This is a genomic window from Sphingomonas sp. M6A6_1c, assembly GCF_053345135.1.
Genome location: NZ_JBKEZO010000006.1, coordinates 208,227 through 227,773, shown reverse-complemented (window position 1 = coordinate 227,773; position 19,547 = coordinate 208,227). Strand labels below are relative to the sequence as shown.

The following is a 19,547-nucleotide window of genomic DNA, read 5'->3' as shown; positions in this document are numbered from 1 at the left end:
GGATGCGTTTGACGCCCAGCTATTGACGCAATTTGACCATCTTCCACCGCGCATATCCTAGCAGGATAGCTTTGGCGGAAGGATCGAGGTCAGCCGTATGGGTGTTCAAAGAAAGTACCCTCGGCTCACCTTTTCCGTAAGTTTGGGAGATGAATGGATAACTGCCCCGTGGGTGACGTTGATCGGTCTGGGGCTGGCTCACTCGACCGCTGTGAAGGCCCAGCAGAGCAGCTCGAACCAGTCCGCCATCGTTCAAGGCGAGGATGACAAGCTGCCCCGCGATGCCGACATCGTCGTTACCGGTCGCCGCGTCTTGGGCTCAATTATCTCGGATACGTTGCCGGTTGCGATCCTCGGCGGAGACGCGTTGCGATCGCTTGGGGCAACGGACCTCCGGACGGTCCTCAACCGGCTGAAACCGCTCACCGAGGCTGCTGGCGGTGGGGACCCCGTCATCCTGCTGAACGGCCGCCGCATATCGAGCATCGGTGAATTGCAGGGCCTGCCACCCGAAGCGATCGACCGAACCGAAGTGTTGCCCGAGCAGGAGGCCGCGCGCTTCGGCGTTCCTCCCACGGTTCGCGTGCTGAACTTCATCACGAAGAAGACCTATCGCGCAACGACCATCAGGCAGCTCGTCGGCACCACCACCGAAGGCGGCGGAGAGACGAACTTCGCCGAGGCCGCGATGGCGAACATAAACGGTCCGCGCCGGACCTCGCTCAGCGTTTCCCACCTCCGGCTGAACCCGATCCTGCAGGGCGAACGGGACATCGCCCCCGACACGGACACGCCTTACGCAATTGCCGGCAACGTCGTCGGCGTGAACGGCGCCAGCCTCGATCCTGCGCTGGATGCGCTTGTCGGCGCTCGCGTGACCTCGGCGTCGGTGCCGGCCGCACCCGCGCTACGCCGGCTGCTGGGCAGCTATGTCGGTCGTGCGAACGAACGCGCGGTCACCGATATCGGTCGGTATCGCACGATCAGGGATCGCAGCGACCGGATCAACGTCGATGGCACGTTGGCCGGGCCGATCGGCGGCCTAGATGGATCGATCAACCTCGCGATGGAGGCGCAGCGGACGTCCGGCCTGAACGGTCTGGCGCCAGCGACGCTGACCGTACCCGCCGGCAACGGTAACCTACCGTTCGCGAACGACGTGCTGCTCTATCGCTACCTGCCCGGAGCGGTATTGGGCGGGCGCAGCGACAGCCTCAACCTGCACGCTGGCGGATCGCTGCAGGGCGGCATCCGGCGCTGGAATTGGAACGTGACCAGCAACTACGATCGCCTGCGAAGCCGGGCCCGGTACGAACAGGGTTATGACCTGTCGGGGCTTCAGGCCAGCGTCGATGCCGGCGGCGATCCGCTGGCAACGATCGATCCGGGGCGTACGCCGCGGCTCGTCTCCCGGAGCGAGACGGTCACCGGCACGCTGGCCGGTAAAGCGGTGTTGAACGGTCCGTTGGCCACGCTGCCCGCCGGGGAGGCGCAGGTCACGGCGAGCTTCGACTATGCCCGCTCGACCAGTTCCGGGCGTCAGCCGGGCGTGCGCGGCTCCGCGCTTGATCTGGCCCGGACCACGACCGCCGCCCGCGTCAGCGCCGACCTGCCGATCACCTCGCCCGATCGCGACGTGCTGGCGTTCGCGGGACGCCTGTCGGCCAACGCGTCCATCGGCATCTCGAACGTGTCCCGCTTCGGACGCCTCGCCAGTTCGACCTTCGGTTTCAACTGGGCGCCTGTCGGGCGCGTGCAACTGACGGGTTCGCTCGACGATGCCCGTACGCCGCCCGACATCGCGCTGCTGACGAGCCCGATCACGACCTCGCCCAACACGCCGTTTTTCGACTTTACGAGCGGCAGGAGCGAGCTGGTCACGGTCCTTGGCGGTGGCAAACCGGATCTCGCGCCGGAGCGCCGGCGCAGAACGACGGTTGCCCTGTCTGTGCAGCCGATCAAGGACAAGGAGATCCGGCTCAACCTCGAATACGTCAACACGCGAACCTACGACCAAACGACGACGCTCGGCAGCGTGACGTCCGACTTCCAGCTGGCCTTTCCCGACGCGTTCCAGCGTGACCAGACGGGGAGGCTGTTGCTGGTCGACCTGCGGGCGACCAACGTCGCCTTCGAACGCGAGCGGAGGCTGCGCGCGACGGTCAACCTGTCGATGCCGATCGGTGCCAAGCCTCCTCCCGCGCCGGACAGGGCGTCAGCAGACGGGCCACCGCCTGCACCCGCGTCGCGGCGGCCGACGATCAATGCGACGATCGGCGCGACCTATCGACTTGCCGACGTGCTGTCGCTGCGTTCGGGCTCGCCTTTGCTCGACCTGCTCGACGGTGCGACGCTCACAGGCACAGGTGGTCGCCCGCGTTGGCAGAGCGATATCGACATCCGCGGCACCTACGCGACGGCAAACATCGGATTGTACGGTCGCCTCCAGGGGGCAACGCGCATCCGTAGCGATCTGGCCGCATCCGATCTGCGCTTCTCGGGGCGCGTCTGGCTGGTCCCGTATCTCGATCTCGGCGTCGAGAAGATCGTCAACCGGCCTTGGGCAAAGCAGATGTCGCTCCAGTTGACGATCGAGAACGCGCTCAACGACCGTATCGACGTGCGCGATCGCGGCGGACGGACCCCGGACCGGTTTCAGAGCGCCTATATCGATCCCGAGGGTCGTTCGGTACGCCTGGGCGTGCGGAAGATCTTTTGAGATGATGATGCCGACGACCGGCCCGTTGCAGACCGTTCAGCAAGAAAAATGCAAATTCGTTTCTCCAATACCTCACGACACGTCAGAACTTCGCGATTAGCGTGACGCCTCCGACCATCAGTAGTGCGCCGAGGAAGCGCCATGGGTTCATTTCGTGCTGCTCCATGCGGAACAGCCCGAAGTGATCGATCGCGAGGCTGGCGAGGATATTGGCGGTGATCGTGATGCCGTTGACGGGGCCGGCGCCAAGCTTCTGGATCAGCAGGAACCCGGCAAACACGGCGACTGCACCGACGATGCCCCCGAGTGGTGCCCACCATGGCATAGCGGCAAAGTCGCCCATGCTAGGCAGCGGCTTCGGCATGCACGCGAAAAGTGCGACCGTCAGGAACAAGACGAGCATGAACGAGATGGATGTTGCGAGCCACGGATTGCCGATCGACTTGTTCAACTGACCGCCCATCGACGCACCGACGGCTTGCAACATGCCAGCGACGAAAATGAATGGATAGGCCCAGGCTGCGTTCATCGAATGTCCCCCAATGATAGCATGATCGGCCCGCCGCGTCTCACTCAGGCGCAAATCAGACGTCCGACTGCCAAACCCGGAAACATTATGAAATATCCGGGCCGGTCCCTTTTATTTCAAGGTGGGCGCCCGTTCGCCTGTCCCGCGAACAAGCGCTTAGCCGCTGCACCATGCATCACTTGCTGGCTCGCACCGATCTTTGCGGCCAGCGGTGTGGGCTAGGTGCTCCATCTGCCAAAAGCCCATGGTCCGGTACGCCCACAGTCATGGGGGCAGGCCGGCGAACATCGTCTTCGGTCGCGACAGGTCGCATCAACGGATGGCTAAAGTTGGGAAGCGGGGAAGGGCGCGTTAATGTCCGCCTATGGGTCACACTTACAAAGCCGACTGCGTCGCGTGGGGAGTTGTCGCCGCGCTGTAACCAACCCCGCCTAGTCGCCGCCCGACTGATGGGGGTGCGCGTTGAGCTGGCTGCGGGATATCGATCGCTGGTTCGTCGCCGAGGTGCTGCCGCATGCGGCGGCCTATCGCGCCAAGGCAGTGTATTTCTGCGGCCGCGACGATGCCGACGATTTGGTGCAGGAGGCTTATGCGCGCGTCCTGAAGACACCGGATCATCGCGCGATCGTCGCACCGCGCGGGTTCGTGCTGACCATCGTGCACAATCTCGCGCTGGAGCGGCTGCGGCGCGCGCGCGTGGTCAGGATCGATCTGCTCGCGTCGCTGGAGATGCTGGACGTCGCCGATCCCGCGCCGGACGCCTTTGCGATCGCCGCGGGACGCTCCGAATTGCAACGGCTGCTCGATCTCATCGACGCCCTGCCGCCGCAATGCGGCCGCGTCCTGCATATGCGCAAGGTGCAGGGCATGTCGCCTGCCGCCATCGCCTTGGCGCTGTCGATATCCGTCTCGACCGTCGAAAAGCATATGGCTAAGGGGCTGGCGCTCGTAACCAGCGCCCGTCGCGATAGCGACGCGCGCGTGGAGGATCCTTGCCCGGCCATACCGACATCCCGCAGCGTCGTGCTGACCTGACCGACGAGGCTGCCGCCTGGCTGGCCGCGCTCGACGCGGGATCGGCGGACGTGGCGGCATTCGAGGCCTGGCGTGACGCCGATGTCCGCCATGCCGTCGCCTTCGCCGAGGTGGCGGGCGCGTGGCGGGATATGGACCGGCTGCGCGTCTCGCACGGCGAGATTCAGCATGCGGCGCCTGCTTTACCGGCCGATCCGGTCAGGGCGACGATAGAGCGTCCGAACCGAAGGCGCGTGTTGCGGGCCGCGGCCTCATTCGCGGCGGTAGCGGCGATCGGCGGCGGCGCGACCTATCGCGCCTATGCGCGCGACATGGCGGTGACGGCGGTCGGCCAGCGCAAGGCGGTAACTGCGGCGCCGGGTCTGTCACTCGATCTCAACACGGACAGCCGCGTGTTCTGGCGGGACGGCACCCCGGCGCGTGTGTGGCTCGATCGTGGTGAGATTGCGATCGCGCTGGCCGAGAACCGTCATCTAGAGCTGTCGACGCCGGGCGGACGGTTCCGGCTCGAACCGGGGCGGTACAATGCCCGGCTGCGCGGTTCCGGGTGCGAGCTGGCGGTGCTGGCTGGCAGCATCGCCGACGGTATGGCGCTGCGGATGGGCGCGGGCGATGTCGCGCTCGTCACCGCCGGGCAGGTCAGCCTGCAGACGCGTGACGCCGGCGCGCTCGGCCGCGTCACCGCGTGGCGCCACGATACGCTGGTGCTGAACGGCGAAAGCCTCGATTATGCGGTGGCGGAACTCAACCGCTATCTCCCCGACAAGATCGTGATCGGTGACCCGGCGCTGTCGCGGCTGCGGCTCGGTGGTACCTTCGCGACGACGGACCCGGCGGAATTCCTGCACGCGCTGCGCAGTTCGTTCGGCATCCGCGCCACCGCGGGCGGGAACGGCGTGGTCCTCACCCGCGCCTGAGAATTTTTTCGGCCGCGAATGGCGGTTTGTCGCCGCTCGTCCATCCCTGCATCGACATTCGTATCGAGCGGGGATTGCCATGTTCAAGTTTCTGACGACGACCGCCTTGGTGGCGGTCGCGATGCCGGCGGCCGCCATCGCCGCGCCGGGAGACGCCGCCCGCCTGCGCTTCGAGATCGGGGCGTCGGATACCGCGACCGCGCTCAACGCCTTCGCCCGCCAGGCCGGCGTGCATCTGGTCTTTCCCTATGATGCAGTCGCCAATCGCCGCGTCGGCGCGCTGCGCGGCAGCTTCACCCGCGACGAGGCACTGCGCCGGCTGATCGCGGGGCAGGGGCTGGTGATCGCCGAACAGACCGCCTCGATGATCTCGCTGAAGGTCGCCCCGGTCGACACCGCGCAGGAAACCGCGGCGACCACCGACCAGGATATCGTCGTGCTGGGGCAGGGGGAGTCGCGGCAGGTGCAGACGGTTTCGGCGAAGGTGATGGCGAAGCTGACCGCCGGTTCCTCGCCGTTGCGCGCGCTCGGTCGGCTGCCGGGCGTCAATTTCGACTCGTCCGATGCGCGCGGCACCTATGAGGCCGCGACGCAGCTGTCGATTCGCGGCTTCCTCACCGACCAGATGGGCTATACGCTGGACGGCGTGCCGCTGGGCAACATGCAATATCGCAACAACAACGGCCTCTCGATCAACCGCGCGCTGCTGACCGAGAACAACGGCCCGGCGACGCTGTCGCAGGGCAGCGGTGCGCTGGGCACCGCCTCCACCAGCAACATCGGCGGCACGGTCGACTTCACCTCGATCGATCCGACCGCACGGTTCGGCGTCGATGTCGAGGGCAGCTACGGCAGCGCCAATTCGTGGCGCGGTTTCGTCCGGATCAACAGCGGCGATCTACCGGGAAACGGCAGGATCGCGCTCTCCTATGCGCATGATCGGCAGGGCAAGTGGAAGGGCTGGGGCCAGCAGGTCCAGGATCAGATCAACGCCAAATATATCCAGCCGCTCGGCGACGACGTCACCGCGACGACCTTCCTCAACCTGATCGACCGGCGCGAGGACGATTATAACGACTCGTCGCTGGCTCGCATCAAAGCCTATGGCTGGGATTTCGACAACATCCCGACCTTCGCGCTCGCCGAGCAGCTCGCGACGCTGACGCAGAACGGCGGCACCCCGCCTGCGCCCTACGTCAACGCCGACGACAGCGTCTATCAAGGCGGCGGTGTGCGGCGCGATCTGCTCGCCTATGAAAAGCTTGGCTATCGCCTGTCGTCGCGGCTGTCGGGGTTCACGACCGGCTATCTGCACCTCGACAAGGGCATCGGCACCTGGGCGGACCCCTATGATCCCACGCCGGCAGCTTATGGTGGCTCGCCCATATCGGTATCGGCCAACCGCTACGATATCGATCGCAAGGGCGTCATCTCGCGCCTGACCTTCACTGCCGGCGATCACAAGATCGAGGGCGGCATCTGGTACGAACGCAACGCCTTCGATCAGGCCAATTACCTCTACGGTCTCCAGGCCGGCGTCACGCCGCAGCAATTTCAGCGCTTCTACACCAATCCGTTCCAGACGACCTATGCGAATCAGTATCGGACCGATACCGTCCAGCTCGATATCGGCGATATCTGGCAAGCGACCGCGCATCTTCGCCTGAATGCGGACGTGAAGGGCGTCGTCTCGACCAATCACGCGCACAGCATCGTCAGCCGCAAGCCGATCGACGGATCGATCAAGGCGCAGAACTGGTTCCTGCCGACCGCCGGCCTGCTCTACACGCTCGACGGACATAGCGAGTTCTTCGGCGACTATACGCGCAACATGGCGGCGTTCGTCGCCTCGACGTCGAGCGGGCCGTTCTCGAGCAGTTCGCAGGCGGGGTTCGACTATATCCGCAGCGACCTGAAGCCGGAAATGACCAACACGTTCGAGGCGGGCTATCGCTTCCACGATGCGGCGGTCCAGCTCTCGTTGACCGGCTATTACGTCAAGTTCACCAACCGCCTGCTGGCCTCGTCGATCAGCGCCACCGTCGTCGGCAATCAGAATGTGTTGCAGAACGTCGGCAGCGTCTCGTCGCGCGGCGTCGAGGCGGCGGCGAACTGGCGGATCGCGCCGGGCTGGTCGGTCTATGGCAGCTGGGCGTACAATGACGCGACCTATGACGATAACGTCCGGCCGCTGGGCGGCGCGGTCGTCGCCACCAAGGGCAAGCAGGTCGTCGCCTCGCCCAGGCATGTCGGCAATGTCGAGCTGAACTATGACGATGGCGTCGTCTGGGGCGGGGTGACCGCACATTATCGCAGCGCGCGCTATTACAGCTACCTCAACGACGCGGTGCTGCCCGGTGCGGTCAACGTGAACCTGTCGGCCGGCTATCGGTTCGACCGCCGCTTCGATCTTCAGCTCAACGTCATGAACCTGTTCGATGCGCATTACATCGCCTCGACCGGGACCGCGGGGTTCGTGACGTCCGATCCCACGGGAACCTACACCACGCTGCAGGCCGCCGCGCCTCGGCAGGTCTTCGTCACGGCGCGGGCGCATTTTTGATGCCCCGCACTCCTGCTGAACGAGGGTGATATATGGATCGACGCACTCTCCTGACCCTCGCGATGGCTGCGCCGTTTACACCGCTGCCGGCAAGGGCCGCGCCGCGCGTGACGGAGCCTGCCGGTGAGACGTTCCGCTTCGCCTTCATGGGCGATTGCCACATCCGGCCCGAACTGGATGCCGCACGTGCCTGTGCGATGTGCTTCGAGCAGATTTCGGCGTCGGACTGCGATTTTGCGATCCAGGGCGGCGATCATGTCGAGGACGCGCTGGAGACCGGGCGGGCGCGCGCGACGATGCTGATGGACCTCTATCAGCGCACCGAGCGCGCGCATCTGCGCAAACCGGTCCATCACGTCATCGGCAATCACGATTGCCTCGGCGTGTTTCCCAAGAGCGGGATCGACCCGACCGCGCTCGATTACGGCAAGCAATTCTACGTCGATCGCTTCGGGCCGCGCTATTATGCCTTCGATCACAAGGGCGTGCATTTCGTCGTGCTCGACACGATCGGCCTGACCGCCGACCGCAATTACGAAGGCCGCGTCGACGCCGAGCAACTCCAGTGGCTGCGCGCCGATCTCGTCGCGCAGCCGAGGGCCAAGCGGATCATCGTCGTCACGCACATTCCGCTCGTGACCGCGATGCAATGCTACGAGCCCGAATCCTGGGTCGATACGCCACACAATTGGACCTTCGTGGTCAATGGCCGCGAGGTGCTGCGCATCCTGCGCGACCATGACGTGCTGGCGGTGCTGCAGGCGCACAGCCACGTCTACGAGCGGATCGAGCTGAACGGCATTTCCTTCATCACGACGGGGGCCGTTGCCGGTGCGGACTGGCGCGGTGCATTCCTCGGCACACCTGAAGGTTATACCGAGATCACCGTCTCGGGTCGGATCGTCAGCAGCCGTTACCGGACGTACGGTTTCACCAGCCGCGATCCGCAGGATGTGCCGATCTGAGCCGTGCAGAAGGCCACAAGCAAGGTTGAAGTGCGTCAAGACCTAGATGGGCCCGCCAAACTTGATGCTGCTCGGCGTGGAAGCGAGAGTCTGAACTAGTCGGATACGGTCGCACGGAGGGGCGGGAAGTCTGATACGTTCATCATACCGGCGGATCGACCTTCGACAGTCACGGTGCATATCCTATAACTGGTCCGGACGATCTTCAAGATAAAACAATGATATTATATTAGGTGCAGGCGGTTAGCAGTTTTTGGTGTCGTCAAATACTGTCCTTGCCACCACCAGAACAGAAATTGATTTACCCCAAATGTTGATTACGATCGCATCCAAAAATTGAAGCTAGCCTGGACAGATTTCTTGTGACGCCGCTCCGACGTCACAAGCGAGCTCACCTTTAGAACGGCCGCTTCCGTGGTTGCCGCTCTTCTGCTAGATGAGGCGCGCTCGTCCGGGGCAAGACGAAAAGCAGGGTGAGGAACCGCAAGCCCAAGCGGATCGTGATTACCGTGGGCGCGCGCTCAAACGGCTCCTGGATGCGCTCAAAGCTTCGGACGAGGACGCAGGCAGGACCACTCCCTGCGACCATCCTGCTTACCGAGCGGGGCCAGTCATGGACGAGCGACGGGTTTCGTACGTCATGGCGCGAGGCATGCACCAAAGCCGGGATCGCCGACCTCACATTTCATGATCTGCGCGGGACGGTGGTGACCCGGCTGGCGATCGCGGGAGCGAGCGTTCAGCAGATCGCGACGATCACCGGACACAGCCTCAAGGATGTCGAGCCGATCCTCGACACGCACTATCTCAACCGCAATTTCGGGATAGAGGAAACGGCCATTTCGAAGCTCGAAAAACGAGGCAAAATGTAAACTGCGTTGTAAATCGGAGGGGGTAGGTCTGGCACAAAGCGCCGGCTCATCCCGTAAGTCACTGAGAAGAATGGTGGACGCACTTGGGCTCGAACCAAGGACCCGCTGATTAAGAGTCAGCTGCTCTACCAACTGAGCTATGCGTCCATGACTTGGCCGGTTGTTGGCGCTTTGGAGAGGCGCCGGCCCCGTCGGGAGGCGGCCAATTAGCAGTCGTGTGGCAGGTTGCAAACCCTTTTTTGCACCTGCGGCATTTTTTGTCTCACCAGCGCACCGCACGACGATTTTGGCGGTCGATCGACATCAGGATGCCTATGCACAGCAGGACGGTCATCTGCGCGGAACTGCCGAAGCTGACGAGGGGAAGGGGGATGCCGACCACCGGCGCGAGGCCCATCACCATCGCGAGGTTGATCGCGACGTAGAAGAAGATCGTCGTCGCCAGCCCCGCGGCGGTGAGGCGCGCGAAGCGGCTGGTGGCGTGCTGGCCGACGTTGACCCCCCAGCGCACCACCAGGATGAAGGCGAGGATCAACAGGCAGCCGCCGACCAGCCCCCATTCCTCCGCCATCGTCGCGAAGACGAAGTCGGTGTGGCCTTCGGGGAGATAGTCGAGATGGCTCTGCGTGCCATTGAGGAAGCCCTTGCCCCAGATGCCGCCGGAACCGATTGCGATCTTCGACTGGCTGATGTGATAGCCGGTGCGCAACGGATCGCTTTCGGGGTCGAGGAAGATCAGAACGCGGTTGCGCTGGTAGTCGTGGAGCACGTAGTTGAAGGCGATCGGGGCGGCGACCGACAGGGCCAGCGCACCGCCGATGAACAGCCGCATCGGCACGCCGGCGAGGAACATGACGACGACGCCGCCGCCGCAGACCATCAGCGCGGTGCCGAGATCGGGCTGTTTGGCGATGAGCGCGGCGGGAATGCCGACGAGCAGCGCGGCGGGCCAGATCGCGCCGAAGCGCCGCGTCTCGTTGGGCGGGAGCATGTCGTAGAAGCGCGCGCAGGCGAGCACGATCACCGGCTTCATGAATTCCGACGGTTGCAGCTTGATGCCGACGTCGAGCCAGCGCTGGCTGCCGCCGCGCACCGCGCCGACCAGCTCGACCAGCACCAGCGCGATGACGATCACGACATAAGCGGGCAGCGCCGACGCCTTCCAGATGCGTTCGGGAACGTAGGAGATGCCGAGCGCCGCACCGAGCAGCACGAAGAAGCGGATGCCCTGCGACAGCGCCCAGGGCTGGAGCGAGCCGCCGGCGGCGGAATAGAGGACGACCTGGCCGAACGCGCCGATCGCCACCACCAGCAGGATGACGCGCCATGGCTGGCGGGCGATGGGATCGGGGACGATACGGCTGCGGGTCATGGTTCGCTTCGTTCGGTCGTGCCGTCTTCGGCGACGGTGTTGCCGACCGGACCGGGGGTGGCGAGCGCCGCCTGGGTCTGGTTGGCGAGATCGGTCGCGGCCTCGACCGCGTCGGAATCGCTCGGCACGGTCGCGTCGGTCTTGGTGGCGTTGGCGGCGGGCGGCGGCGATTGTGCGGCGCGATAGGCGGCGGCCTGCGCCGCCATGCGCGTGCCGATGTCGCCGCCCCAGGTGGGCTCGACGTCGGCGAGGCTCTTCATCGCGCGGTCGCGGTCGAACAGATAGGTCATGATGTCGCGGCCGATCATCGGGGTGTCGAGGTTGCGGACGGTATGGCCGTTGTGTTCGAGCACCACCGCGATCGCGTAGCGCGGGTTGTCCGCCGGGGCGAAGCCGACGAACAGCGCGTGGTCGCGCATCTTGAAGGGCAATTGGCCGTTCTTGATGACGCCGGTGCTGCGCCGCTCCGCCATGGTGATGCGGCGGACCTGCGCGGTGCCGGTCTTGCCGGCGATGGCGACGCCGGGCACCAGCAGCCGTGCAGCGGCGCCGGTGCCGCCCTGGTTGATGACGCCGTACATCGCATCGCGGACGATCGCGAGATGTTCGGAGGCGACGGGCAGGGCGGGGGCGTCGAGGTGGACGTGGTTGGCGAGCAGACTGGGCTGCAGCGTCCGGCCAGAGGCGATGCGCGCCGCCATCACCGCGAGCTGCAACGGGTTGGCGAGCACATAGCCCTGGCCGATCGACGCGTTGAGACCGTCGGCGACGGTCCAATTATGCTTGTACTTCCTGAGCTTCCACTCGGAATCCGGTACCGTGCCATAACGCTGCGTGGCGATCGGCAGATCGAACTTCTGCCCGAGCCCGACCAGTCGCGCCACCGGGGCGATCTTGTCGTAGCCGAGCCGGCGGATCATCTCATAGAAATAGATGTCGCAGCTCTGCTCGATCGCGCCCTTGAGGTCGAGCGGGCCGTGGCCGCCCTTCTTGTGGCAGTGGAAGATGCCGGTGCCGACGCGCAGCGCGCCCGAGCAGACGATGCGGTCGTGCGCGCCGACGCCCGCGGCGAGCAGCGCCAGGCCGTTCATCGGCTTCACCGTCGACCCCGGCGGATACAGGCCCTGCGTCACCTTGTTCATCAGCGGCACATGGTCGTCGTCGGACAGCATCTTCCATTCGAGATGGCTGATCCCGTCGGAGAAGCTGTTGGGATCGTAGGCGGGCATCGACACCATCGCCAACATCTCGCCGGTGCGGCAGTCCATCACCACCGTCGATCCCGAATTGGTGCCGAGCCGGCGCGCGGCATATTCCTGCAGGCCGGCATCGATCGTCAGCCGCTGCGTCTTGCCCGGCACGTCGGCGCGGGTTGGCAGTTCCGCGACGACCTTGCCGCGCGCGGTGACCTCGACGCGCTTGGCGCCCGGCGTGCCGCGCAATTGCGCCTCGAGCTGCTTTTCGAGACCGTCCTTGCCGAGCTTGAAGCCGGGGGTGACGAGCAACTGGTCGTGCGTCTTCTTGAATTGCTCGGCGTTGGCGGCGCCGACATAACCGGTGAGATGCGCGACCGCGGCACCGGCGGGATAGGCGCGCGCGAAGCCGCGGGTCGGCGCGACGCCGGGCAGCTCGGGCTGGCGCAGGCTGATCGCGGCGAACCGGTCCCAGCTGATGTTCTCGGCGACCTGGACGGGCTGGAAGCCGGCCGCGCCCTTGAGGTCGATCTTGATCCGCTCGACGTCGTCGGGGGTCAGTTCGAGCAATCGCGCGAGCAGCCCGATCACGCGGTCGCGGCCGGCGTCGCCCCCCTCGAGGCGATCCGGGATGATGTCGATCCGGAAATCGGTGCGGTTGTTGGCGATCGGCGCGCCGTGGCGATCGATGATCCAGCCGCGGCGCGGCGGGATCATCGTCAGATTGACGCGATTGCTCTCGGCGAGGAGATTGTATTTCTCGTTCTGCGCGATCGCGAGCCAGCCCATGCGCGCGGCGAGCAACACGCCGACGCCCGCCTGCGCGGTGCCGAGCAGCCAGGCGCGGCGCGAGAAGCTGTAGGTCTGCATCGCCTCGGTGACGATGCGGGGAGAACGGCGGATCATGCGGCCGGTCCGCGTTTGCGGTCGATCCAGGCGACGAACCGGACCGAAAGGGGGAAGAGCATCACCGCGATCATGATCTGTGCCAATAGCACGGGATCGACGTGCGCGCCGAGTGGAAGCGCGATCCAGCGACCGAGGGTGAGGCAGAAGGCGATCGCGCCGCTGGCGATCAGCCAGTCCTGCCAGAAGTCGCGGAACACCAGGCGTTGTTCGATCAGGTCGATCGCGATGAAGCAGAGCGACCAGAGCAGCACCGCCGATCCCATCGGCTGGCCGCTGACGAGATCGTCGAACAGGCCGAGCGGCGCCGCCGCCCAGGGGCGCAATGCGAAGCGGGCGAGCAACCGCCAGGTCAGCAGCATCAGCAGCCCGAGCGGCGGCACCAAAGCGAGGCTGGCGACGACCGGCAGCACCGCGGTGAGCGCGGAGCCGCCGAGGACGCTCATCCACGGCACCGCCCGCGCCCGGCCGGGGGGCAGCGGCAGCTCGAACGGCCGGTGATCGATCGTGTAGCGGGACATCGGCGCTTTCCCGCTCAACGCGCGGGCGCGGGCGCGGATGGCGTCGCGGGAGGGGTGATCGCCCGCGGCGGCGGGGGCGGCGGCAACGGCATGAACGGCCGCTCGACCAGGGCGAAATCGAGCGAGTCCGGCGCGGCGAAGGGGATTGCGAGGACGCTGTCCGAGCCGTTCGTCTCGACCTGCGCGACCGGCACGCCGGGCCCGTAGAGGCCGCCCGTGCCCGAAGTGACGAACATGTCGCCGGCGGCGAAGCGGACGTTGGTCGCGTTGACCGAACGGATGTCGACGCGGCCGTCGCCGCGGCCGGCGGCGATCGCCGGCATGCCGTCGCGGGTGCGGCGCACCGGCACCAGGCTCTCGGGATCGGTGACCAGCAGCACGCGCGCGGCGAACGGCCCGGATTCGAGCACGCGGCCGACCAGCCCCTCGGGACCGCGGACCGGCATGCCGGGCGTCACGCCCTGCACCCGCCCGGCGTCGAGCAGGGCGAAGCGCCGGCCGCTCGACGCGGTCGAGGCGACGAGGCGCGCGGCGACGACCGGCTCGGGCGTGCGGTCACGGACCTTCAGCAGCGCGCGCAGCCGGCGGTTGTCGTAGGCGATGACCCGCGCCTTGGTGAGCAGAGCGCGGTGGCGCTTGGCCTCGGCGCGCAGATCGGCGTTCTCGCCATGGACGTGGAACCAGGTGCCGATCGCCTCGGGCACCGACGCGACCGCGTCGACGCCGGCGTCGAGGACGCTGGCGACGGGCGCGGTGACGCTCGCCACCGCCATCCGCACCGCGCTGAACGCCGGCGGATTGAAGATGGAGGCGGCGAGCAGCGCGGCACCGACCACCGCGCCCGCCACTGCGAGCACGTAGCCGAAGAACGCACTATACTGCCGTCGCCGCGAGAAACCCGTGCGACGGTCGCGGGCAGGCGCCATGCGCCGATGTCCCCCCGTCTCGTGTGAAAGAACGCCCGCGGCTTAGCCGGTCTGCAGCACGCCGCGGAACATCGGATCTTCGAGCGCGCGGCCGGTGCCGAGCGCGACGCAGGTCAGCGGGTCCTCGGCGACGGTGACCGGCAGGCCGGTCTCGTCGCGCAGCACCTCGTCCAGCCCTTCGAGCAGCGCGCCGCCGCCGGTGAGCACGATGCCCTGATCGACGATATCGGCGGCGAGTTCGGGCGCGGTATTCTCGAGCGCGACGCGGACGCCCTCGACGATCGTCGCGACCGGCTCGCTCAGCGCCTCGGCGATCTGGCCCTGGTTGATCTGGATCTCCTTGGGCACGCCGTTGACGAGGTCGCGACCCTTGACGAAGATGATCTTGCCGATGCCGTCGGCGGGCGGGCGGGCGATGCCGACCTCCTGCTTGATCCGCTCTGCGGTGGCTTCGCCGATCAGCAGATTGTGGTTGCGGCGGACGTAGCTGACGATCGCCTCGTCCATCTTGTCGCCGCCGACGCGGACCGAGGTGGTGTAGGCGAGGCCGCGCAGCGACAGCACCGCGACTTCGGTGGTGCCGCCGCCGATGTCGACCACCATCGAGCCGATCGGCTCGGTGACGGGCATGTCGGCGCCGATCGCCGCGGCCATCGGCTCCTCGATCAGATAGACCTGGCTCGCGCCCGCGTTCGACGCCGCGTCGCGGATCGCGCGGCGCTCGACCTTGGTCGAGCCCGACGGCACGCAGATCACGATCTCGGGCCAGCGCGCGAACTTGCGGGGGCCGTGCACCTTGCGGATGAAATGCTTGATCATCTCTTCGGCGACGTCGATGTCGGCGATGACGCCGTCGCGCAGCGGCCGGATCGCCTCGATCGAGCCCGGCGTCTTGCCCATCATCAGCTTGGCGTCGTCGCCGACCGCCTTCACCCGGCGCACGCCGTTGATCGTCTCGACCGCGACCACCGACGGCTCGTTGAGCACGATGCCGCGGCCGCGGACATAGACCAGCGTGTTCGCGGTGCCGAGATCGATCGCCATGTCATGGGACATGAATTTGAAGAAGCGAGGAAATGCCATCGGGCGCTAGGTTCCGTATGCGGGACGCGGGAGTTCCATGAGACCCGCCGCAGACCGTGTCGGTCACGAAGTTCGTCACGTCTGGCGGAGGGGCTCGCGGGATGCGTTCGCTTGGTATAGAGCTTGCGCGGTGTCAATACGCCGTCTGCCTGAACATCTCGTCAACCGTATCGCCGCCGGTGAAGTGGTGGAAAGGCCCGCCAGCGCGTTGAAGGAATTGGTCGAGAATGCGATCGATGCGGGTGCCCGGCGGATCGCGATAACCCTCTCCGAAGGCGGCCTTTCGCGGATCGAGGTGGCGGACGACGGGTGCGGCATGACCCCCGCCGACATGGCGCTGGCGCTGGAACGGCACGCCACGTCGAAACTGCCGGAGTCGCTGGTCGGCGACGAGGGCGCGATCGAAATGGTCGCCACGCTGGGCTTCCGCGGCGAGGCGCTGCCGTCGATCGCCAGCGTCGCGCGGCTGACGATCGAAAGCCGAGTCGCGGGGGCCGAGGGCTGGGCGCGGACGATCGACAATGGCGTGCTGGTCCGCGAGGGGCCGGCCGCGCTGCCGCCGGGGACGCGGGTGATCGTCGAGGCGCTGTTCGGGCGGGTGCCGGCGCGGCGCAAGTTCCTGCGCTCGCCGCGCGCCGAATATGCCGCCTGCCTCGATGCGGTGCGGCGGCTGGCGATGGCGCGCTGCGACATCGCCTTCACGCTCGAACACGACGGTCGCCGCGCGCTGGCGGTGACGCAGGCGGAGGAGCGGCCGGAGCGCGTCGCGGCGCTGACCGATCGCGCGCTCGCCGACAATGCGGTGCCGATCGACCTCAAACGGCCGACCGACGCCGGGCCGCTGGTGCTCGGCGGGGTGGCGAGCATCCCGACCTACAACCGCGGCGTCGCCGATCACCAATATCTGTTCGTCAACGGCCGGCCGGTGCGCGACCGGCTGCTGATGGGCGCGATCCGCGGCGCCTATGCCGAGATGCTGCCGCGCGACCGGCATGCGGTGGTGGCGTTGTTCCTCGACGTGCCGGCGAGCGAGGTCGACGTCAACGTCCACCCGGCGAAGACCGAGGTGCGCTTCCGCGATCCGGCGCTGGTGCGCGGGCTGATCGTGTCGGGGCTGCGGCGCGCGCTGGACGCCGCCGGCCACCGCAGCGTGCAGCGGCCGAGCGCGGATGCGCTGGCGATGTGGCAGCCCGAAACTCCCGCTCCGCCCGCTGGGGGGGCAGGTTGGGGGCTGCCGGAGACGTTAGGTACCGATGCGATGTCCGCGGCCCACGACACCGCGCCGCGCGGGGAGGGGCTTTATGGGGGCGTGCGCGATTATCGGCCAACCTTCTTCACCGCGCCGCCGGCGGCGCGCGCCGAACCCGCCTGGGCACCGCCGCCGCAGACCACGTCGCATCCGCTCGGCGTCGCGCGGGGGCAGGTCGCCAAGACCTATATCGTCGCCGAAGCGGAGGACGGGCTGGTGCTGGTCGACCAGCATGCCGCGCACGAACGGCTGGTGCTCGAACGGATGCGCGCGGCGCTCGCCGGCGGGCGGGTCGCGTCGCAGGCGTTGCTGATCCCCGAGGTGGTCGAGCTGGAGGAGCCCGCCTGCGACCGGCTCGAGGCGCGTGCCGCCGAACTCGCCGAACTCGGCCTCGACCTCGAACGGTTCGGGCCGACCGCGATGCTGGTGCGCGCGACGCCGGCGCTGCTCGGCCAGGCCGACCCGACCGGGCTGGTCACCGACCTTGCCGACGAACTCGCCGCCTTCGACCAGGCGCTATCGCTGCGCGAGCGGCTGGATGCGGTGGCGGGGACGATGGCCTGCCACGGCTCGGTGCGGGCAGGGCGGGTGCTCGGCGTCGCCGAGATGAACGCGCTGCTCCGCGAGATGGAGGCTACGCCGCATTCGGGCCAGTGCAACCATGGCCGCCCGACGTGGGTGAAGCTGGCGCATGGCGATATTGAAAAATTGTTCGGCCGCCGATGAGCGAATCCTCGAACAGCCAGGCCTCGGCGGCGCCGCGCTCGGCGAAATAGGCGATGCCCTCGCGTCCGGGCGTGGGCAGGCGGAGCATCTGCTGGCGCGACAGCGACATGCCGACGACGAAGGCCATGCGGCGCGAGCGCAGGTCGGGGTCGCGCGTCATCGCCATAAACGCCTCGACGACCTCGCGGCTCTGGATGCGCATGCCCGATGCGTCGGTCAGCGTCAGATGCTGGTTGGGACCGCAATGGAGCAGGCCGAGCGCGTCGCGATAGGACTGCCTGAACGCCGCGACGTCTTCCACCAGGAAAAACCCCGCCGACGTGACGGTGACGAGGTGACGAGCGGGGTCGACGGCGATGCTGAAACGGGCTGGCATGGATTAGTCCATAATGGCCGATGTCTTTCGCGTGAGTTAACGCGTTGATTTTCGGTGACCATTTTGGGTGTCGCCGGACGGCGCCAGCGGACATGCCATTTTATGAAAAAGGCCGCCCGGATCGCTCCGAACGGCCTCTTTCAATATATGAAGGCGAACGCGGGGCTCAGCCCTGCGCCGGCGCCTCGTCGGCGGGCTCGTCCTGCACTTCGGCAGTCGCGCCCGGCTCGGCGTTGGGATCGTAATCCTCGGTGAAGCCGGCTTCGTCGCGCTCGAACATCGACGACATGACGTCGACGCCCGATGCCTGCATCTCGGCCTCTTCCGGCGAGCGTGCGACGTTGACCTTGACGGTCACGGTAACCTCGGGGTGCAGCGCGACGCGCACGGTGTACAGGCCGATCGACTTGATCGGCTTGTCCAGCACCACCTGGCTCTTGGTGACCTTGTGGCCGTCGGCGACGAGCGCCTCGATCAGATCGCGGACCGCGACCGAACCGTAGAGCTGGCCGGTGTTCGACGCCTGACGGATCAGGGTGACACTCGCGTCCTTGAACGAACCCGCTTCCTTCTCGGCTTCGCCGCGACGGTTGGCGTTGTCGCTCTCGATGCGGGCGCGGTTCGCCTCGAACACCTTGCGGTTGGCTTCGTTGGCGCGCAGCGCCTTCTTGTTCGGCAGCAGGAAGTTGCGGGCGAACCCGTCCTTGACCTTCACCACGTCGCCGATGGCGCCGAGCTTCTCGACGCGCTCAAGCAGAATGACGTCCATGTGTCCGTTCCTTACTTAACGACGTAGGGCAGCAGGCCCAGGTGGCGGGCGCGCTTGATCGCCTGGGCGAGCTCGCGCTGCTTCTTGGCGCTCACCGAGGTGATACGCGACGGCACGATCTTGCCACGCTCGGACACGAAGCCCTGGAGCAGACGGACGTCCTTATAGTCGATCCGCGGCGCATCCTTGGCGCTGAACGGGCACGACTTGCGGCGGCGGAAAAACGGGCGAGCCATTATGCGGCCTCCTCTTCACGGTCACGACGGGGGGCACGGTCCGGACGATCGCCGCGATCACCGCGGTCGCCGCGCGGGCCACCGTCACGGCCGCCTTCGCGATCGCCACGACGCTCACGATCGCGCTCCTGCTTGCGCATCATCACGGTCGGACCCTCTTCCAGCCCATCGACCTTGACGGTCATGTAGCGGATGACGTCTTCGTTGATCTGCGTCTGGCGCTCCAGCTCGGCGATCACGGTGCCGGGGGCATCGATCTCGAGCATGACGTAATGCGCCTTGCGGTTCTTGGCGATGCGATACGCGAGGCTGCGCAGGCCCCAGGTCTCGGTCTTGACGACCTTGCCGCCATTGTCTTCGATGATCTTGGTGGCGGTTTCCGCCAGCGCGTCCACCTGCGCCTGTGCCAGATCCTGGCGCGCAAGGAACGTGTGCTCGTACAGAGCCATGCCTTGTCCTTCGTTGGCCGATCGCTGACGCCGCCCCATGCGACGCCCCTCCGACTGTCGTCTCAAACATAAAAACCGGGGCGGAGAGACTGGCTCTCCACCCCGGATGTCGCTCTCATACGCCGAAGCGGCGAAAAGGCA

Annotated in this window: 17 protein-coding genes and 1 tRNA gene; 7 read left to right on the top strand and 11 right to left on the bottom strand. The window is 66.7% G+C overall.

Features of this window, described 5'->3' with window-relative positions; translation table 11 throughout:
• Positions 1-172 precede the first annotated feature (172 nt).
• On the top strand, positions 173-2,719 hold the full coding sequence (locus tag ACLBWH_RS14440) for a TonB-dependent receptor (RefSeq protein WP_447799585.1): 2,547 nt from the start codon (positions 173-175) through the stop codon (positions 2,717-2,719).
• An 82-nt stretch (positions 2,720-2,801) separates the two neighbouring features.
• On the opposite strand, the gene ACLBWH_RS14435 is transcribed toward ACLBWH_RS14440, so the two are convergent.
• Positions 2,802-3,248, bottom strand: coding sequence for a DMT family transporter (locus tag ACLBWH_RS14435; protein ID WP_447799584.1), 447 nt, complete (start codon positions 3,246-3,248; stop codon positions 2,802-2,804).
• Between the two features lie 462 nt (positions 3,249-3,710).
• Between ACLBWH_RS14435 and ACLBWH_RS14430 the strand changes: the two genes are divergently transcribed.
• From ACLBWH_RS14430 to ACLBWH_RS14410, 5 genes are all read left to right on the top strand, one after another.
• On the top strand, positions 3,711-4,283 hold the full coding sequence (locus ACLBWH_RS14430; RefSeq protein ID WP_447799583.1) for an RNA polymerase sigma factor: 573 nt from the start codon (positions 3,711-3,713) through the stop codon (positions 4,281-4,283).
• Entirely contained in the window at positions 4,241-5,200 is a 960-nt protein-coding gene (locus tag ACLBWH_RS14425) for a FecR family protein (RefSeq protein ID WP_447799582.1), read from the top strand. Before ACLBWH_RS14430 ends, ACLBWH_RS14425 begins: the two co-directional genes overlap by 43 nt.
• A gap of 79 nt (positions 5,201-5,279) precedes the next feature.
• Positions 5,280-7,763, top strand: coding sequence for a TonB-dependent receptor domain-containing protein (locus tag ACLBWH_RS14420; RefSeq protein WP_447799581.1), 2,484 nt, complete (start codon positions 5,280-5,282; stop codon positions 7,761-7,763).
• Positions 7,764-7,870: 107 nt separating this feature from the next.
• The gene (locus tag ACLBWH_RS14415) at positions 7,871-8,728 is read left to right on the top strand and encodes a metallophosphoesterase family protein (RefSeq protein WP_447799580.1); all 858 of its coding nucleotides are present in this window, start codon (positions 7,871-7,873) and stop codon (positions 8,726-8,728) included.
• Positions 8,729-9,201: 473 nt separating this feature from the next.
• Positions 9,202-9,600 carry a tyrosine-type recombinase/integrase gene (locus ACLBWH_RS14410; protein ID WP_447799579.1) on the top strand — a complete coding sequence of 133 codons (399 nt, stop codon included), beginning with the start codon at positions 9,202-9,204 and terminating at the stop codon, positions 9,598-9,600.
• A gap of 71 nt (positions 9,601-9,671) precedes the next feature.
• Here the strand turns inward: ACLBWH_RS14410 and ACLBWH_RS14405 are convergent.
• The 6 genes from ACLBWH_RS14405 to ACLBWH_RS14380 form a co-directional block, all read right to left on the bottom strand.
• Positions 9,672-9,747: transfer RNA gene (locus tag ACLBWH_RS14405), tRNA-Lys, on the bottom strand.
• A 115-nt stretch (positions 9,748-9,862) separates the two neighbouring features.
• The gene (gene rodA, locus ACLBWH_RS14400) at positions 9,863-10,972 is read right to left on the bottom strand and encodes a rod shape-determining protein RodA (RefSeq protein ID WP_322849565.1); all 1,110 of its coding nucleotides are present in this window, start codon (positions 10,970-10,972) and stop codon (positions 9,863-9,865) included.
• Positions 10,969-13,071: a penicillin-binding protein 2 gene (gene mrdA / locus ACLBWH_RS14395; RefSeq protein ID WP_447799578.1), complete on the bottom strand. Its 2,103-nt coding sequence runs from the start codon at positions 13,069-13,071 to the stop codon at positions 10,969-10,971. Before mrdA ends, rodA begins: the two co-directional genes overlap by 4 nt.
• On the bottom strand, positions 13,068-13,592 hold the full coding sequence (gene mreD, locus ACLBWH_RS14390; protein WP_447799577.1) for a rod shape-determining protein MreD: 525 nt from the start codon (positions 13,590-13,592) through the stop codon (positions 13,068-13,070). Before mreD ends, mrdA begins: the two co-directional genes overlap by 4 nt.
• Positions 13,593-13,606: 14 nt before the next feature.
• Positions 13,607-14,518, bottom strand: coding sequence for a rod shape-determining protein MreC (gene mreC, locus ACLBWH_RS14385; RefSeq protein ID WP_447799576.1), 912 nt, complete (start codon positions 14,516-14,518; stop codon positions 13,607-13,609).
• Between the two features lie 42 nt (positions 14,519-14,560).
• The gene (locus tag ACLBWH_RS14380) at positions 14,561-15,601 is read right to left on the bottom strand and encodes a rod shape-determining protein (protein WP_038660014.1); all 1,041 of its coding nucleotides are present in this window, start codon (positions 15,599-15,601) and stop codon (positions 14,561-14,563) included.
• Positions 15,602-15,731: 130 nt separating this feature from the next.
• Between ACLBWH_RS14380 and mutL the strand changes: the two genes are divergently transcribed.
• The gene (gene mutL, locus ACLBWH_RS14375) at positions 15,732-17,576 is read left to right on the top strand and encodes a DNA mismatch repair endonuclease MutL (protein ID WP_447799575.1); all 1,845 of its coding nucleotides are present in this window, start codon (positions 15,732-15,734) and stop codon (positions 17,574-17,576) included.
• On the opposite strand, the gene ACLBWH_RS14370 is transcribed toward mutL, so the two are convergent.
• The 4 genes from ACLBWH_RS14370 to rpsF form a co-directional block, all read right to left on the bottom strand.
• Positions 17,485-17,952, bottom strand: coding sequence for a hypothetical protein (locus tag ACLBWH_RS14370; protein WP_447799574.1), 468 nt, complete (start codon positions 17,950-17,952; stop codon positions 17,485-17,487). The two genes, mutL and ACLBWH_RS14370, sit on opposite strands and share 92 nt — an antisense overlap.
• Before the next feature lie 166 nt (positions 17,953-18,118).
• Positions 18,119-18,721: a 50S ribosomal protein L9 gene (gene rplI / locus ACLBWH_RS14365; protein WP_322849559.1), complete on the bottom strand. Its 603-nt coding sequence runs from the start codon at positions 18,719-18,721 to the stop codon at positions 18,119-18,121.
• A gap of 11 nt (positions 18,722-18,732) precedes the next feature.
• Entirely contained in the window at positions 18,733-18,957 is a 225-nt protein-coding gene (gene rpsR, locus ACLBWH_RS14360) for a 30S ribosomal protein S18 (protein ID WP_007403456.1), read from the bottom strand.
• Positions 18,957-19,406, bottom strand: coding sequence for a 30S ribosomal protein S6 (gene rpsF, locus ACLBWH_RS14355; protein WP_322849779.1), 450 nt, complete (start codon positions 19,404-19,406; stop codon positions 18,957-18,959). Before rpsF ends, rpsR begins: the two co-directional genes overlap by 1 nt.
• Between the last annotated feature and the right edge of the window lie 141 nt (positions 19,407-19,547).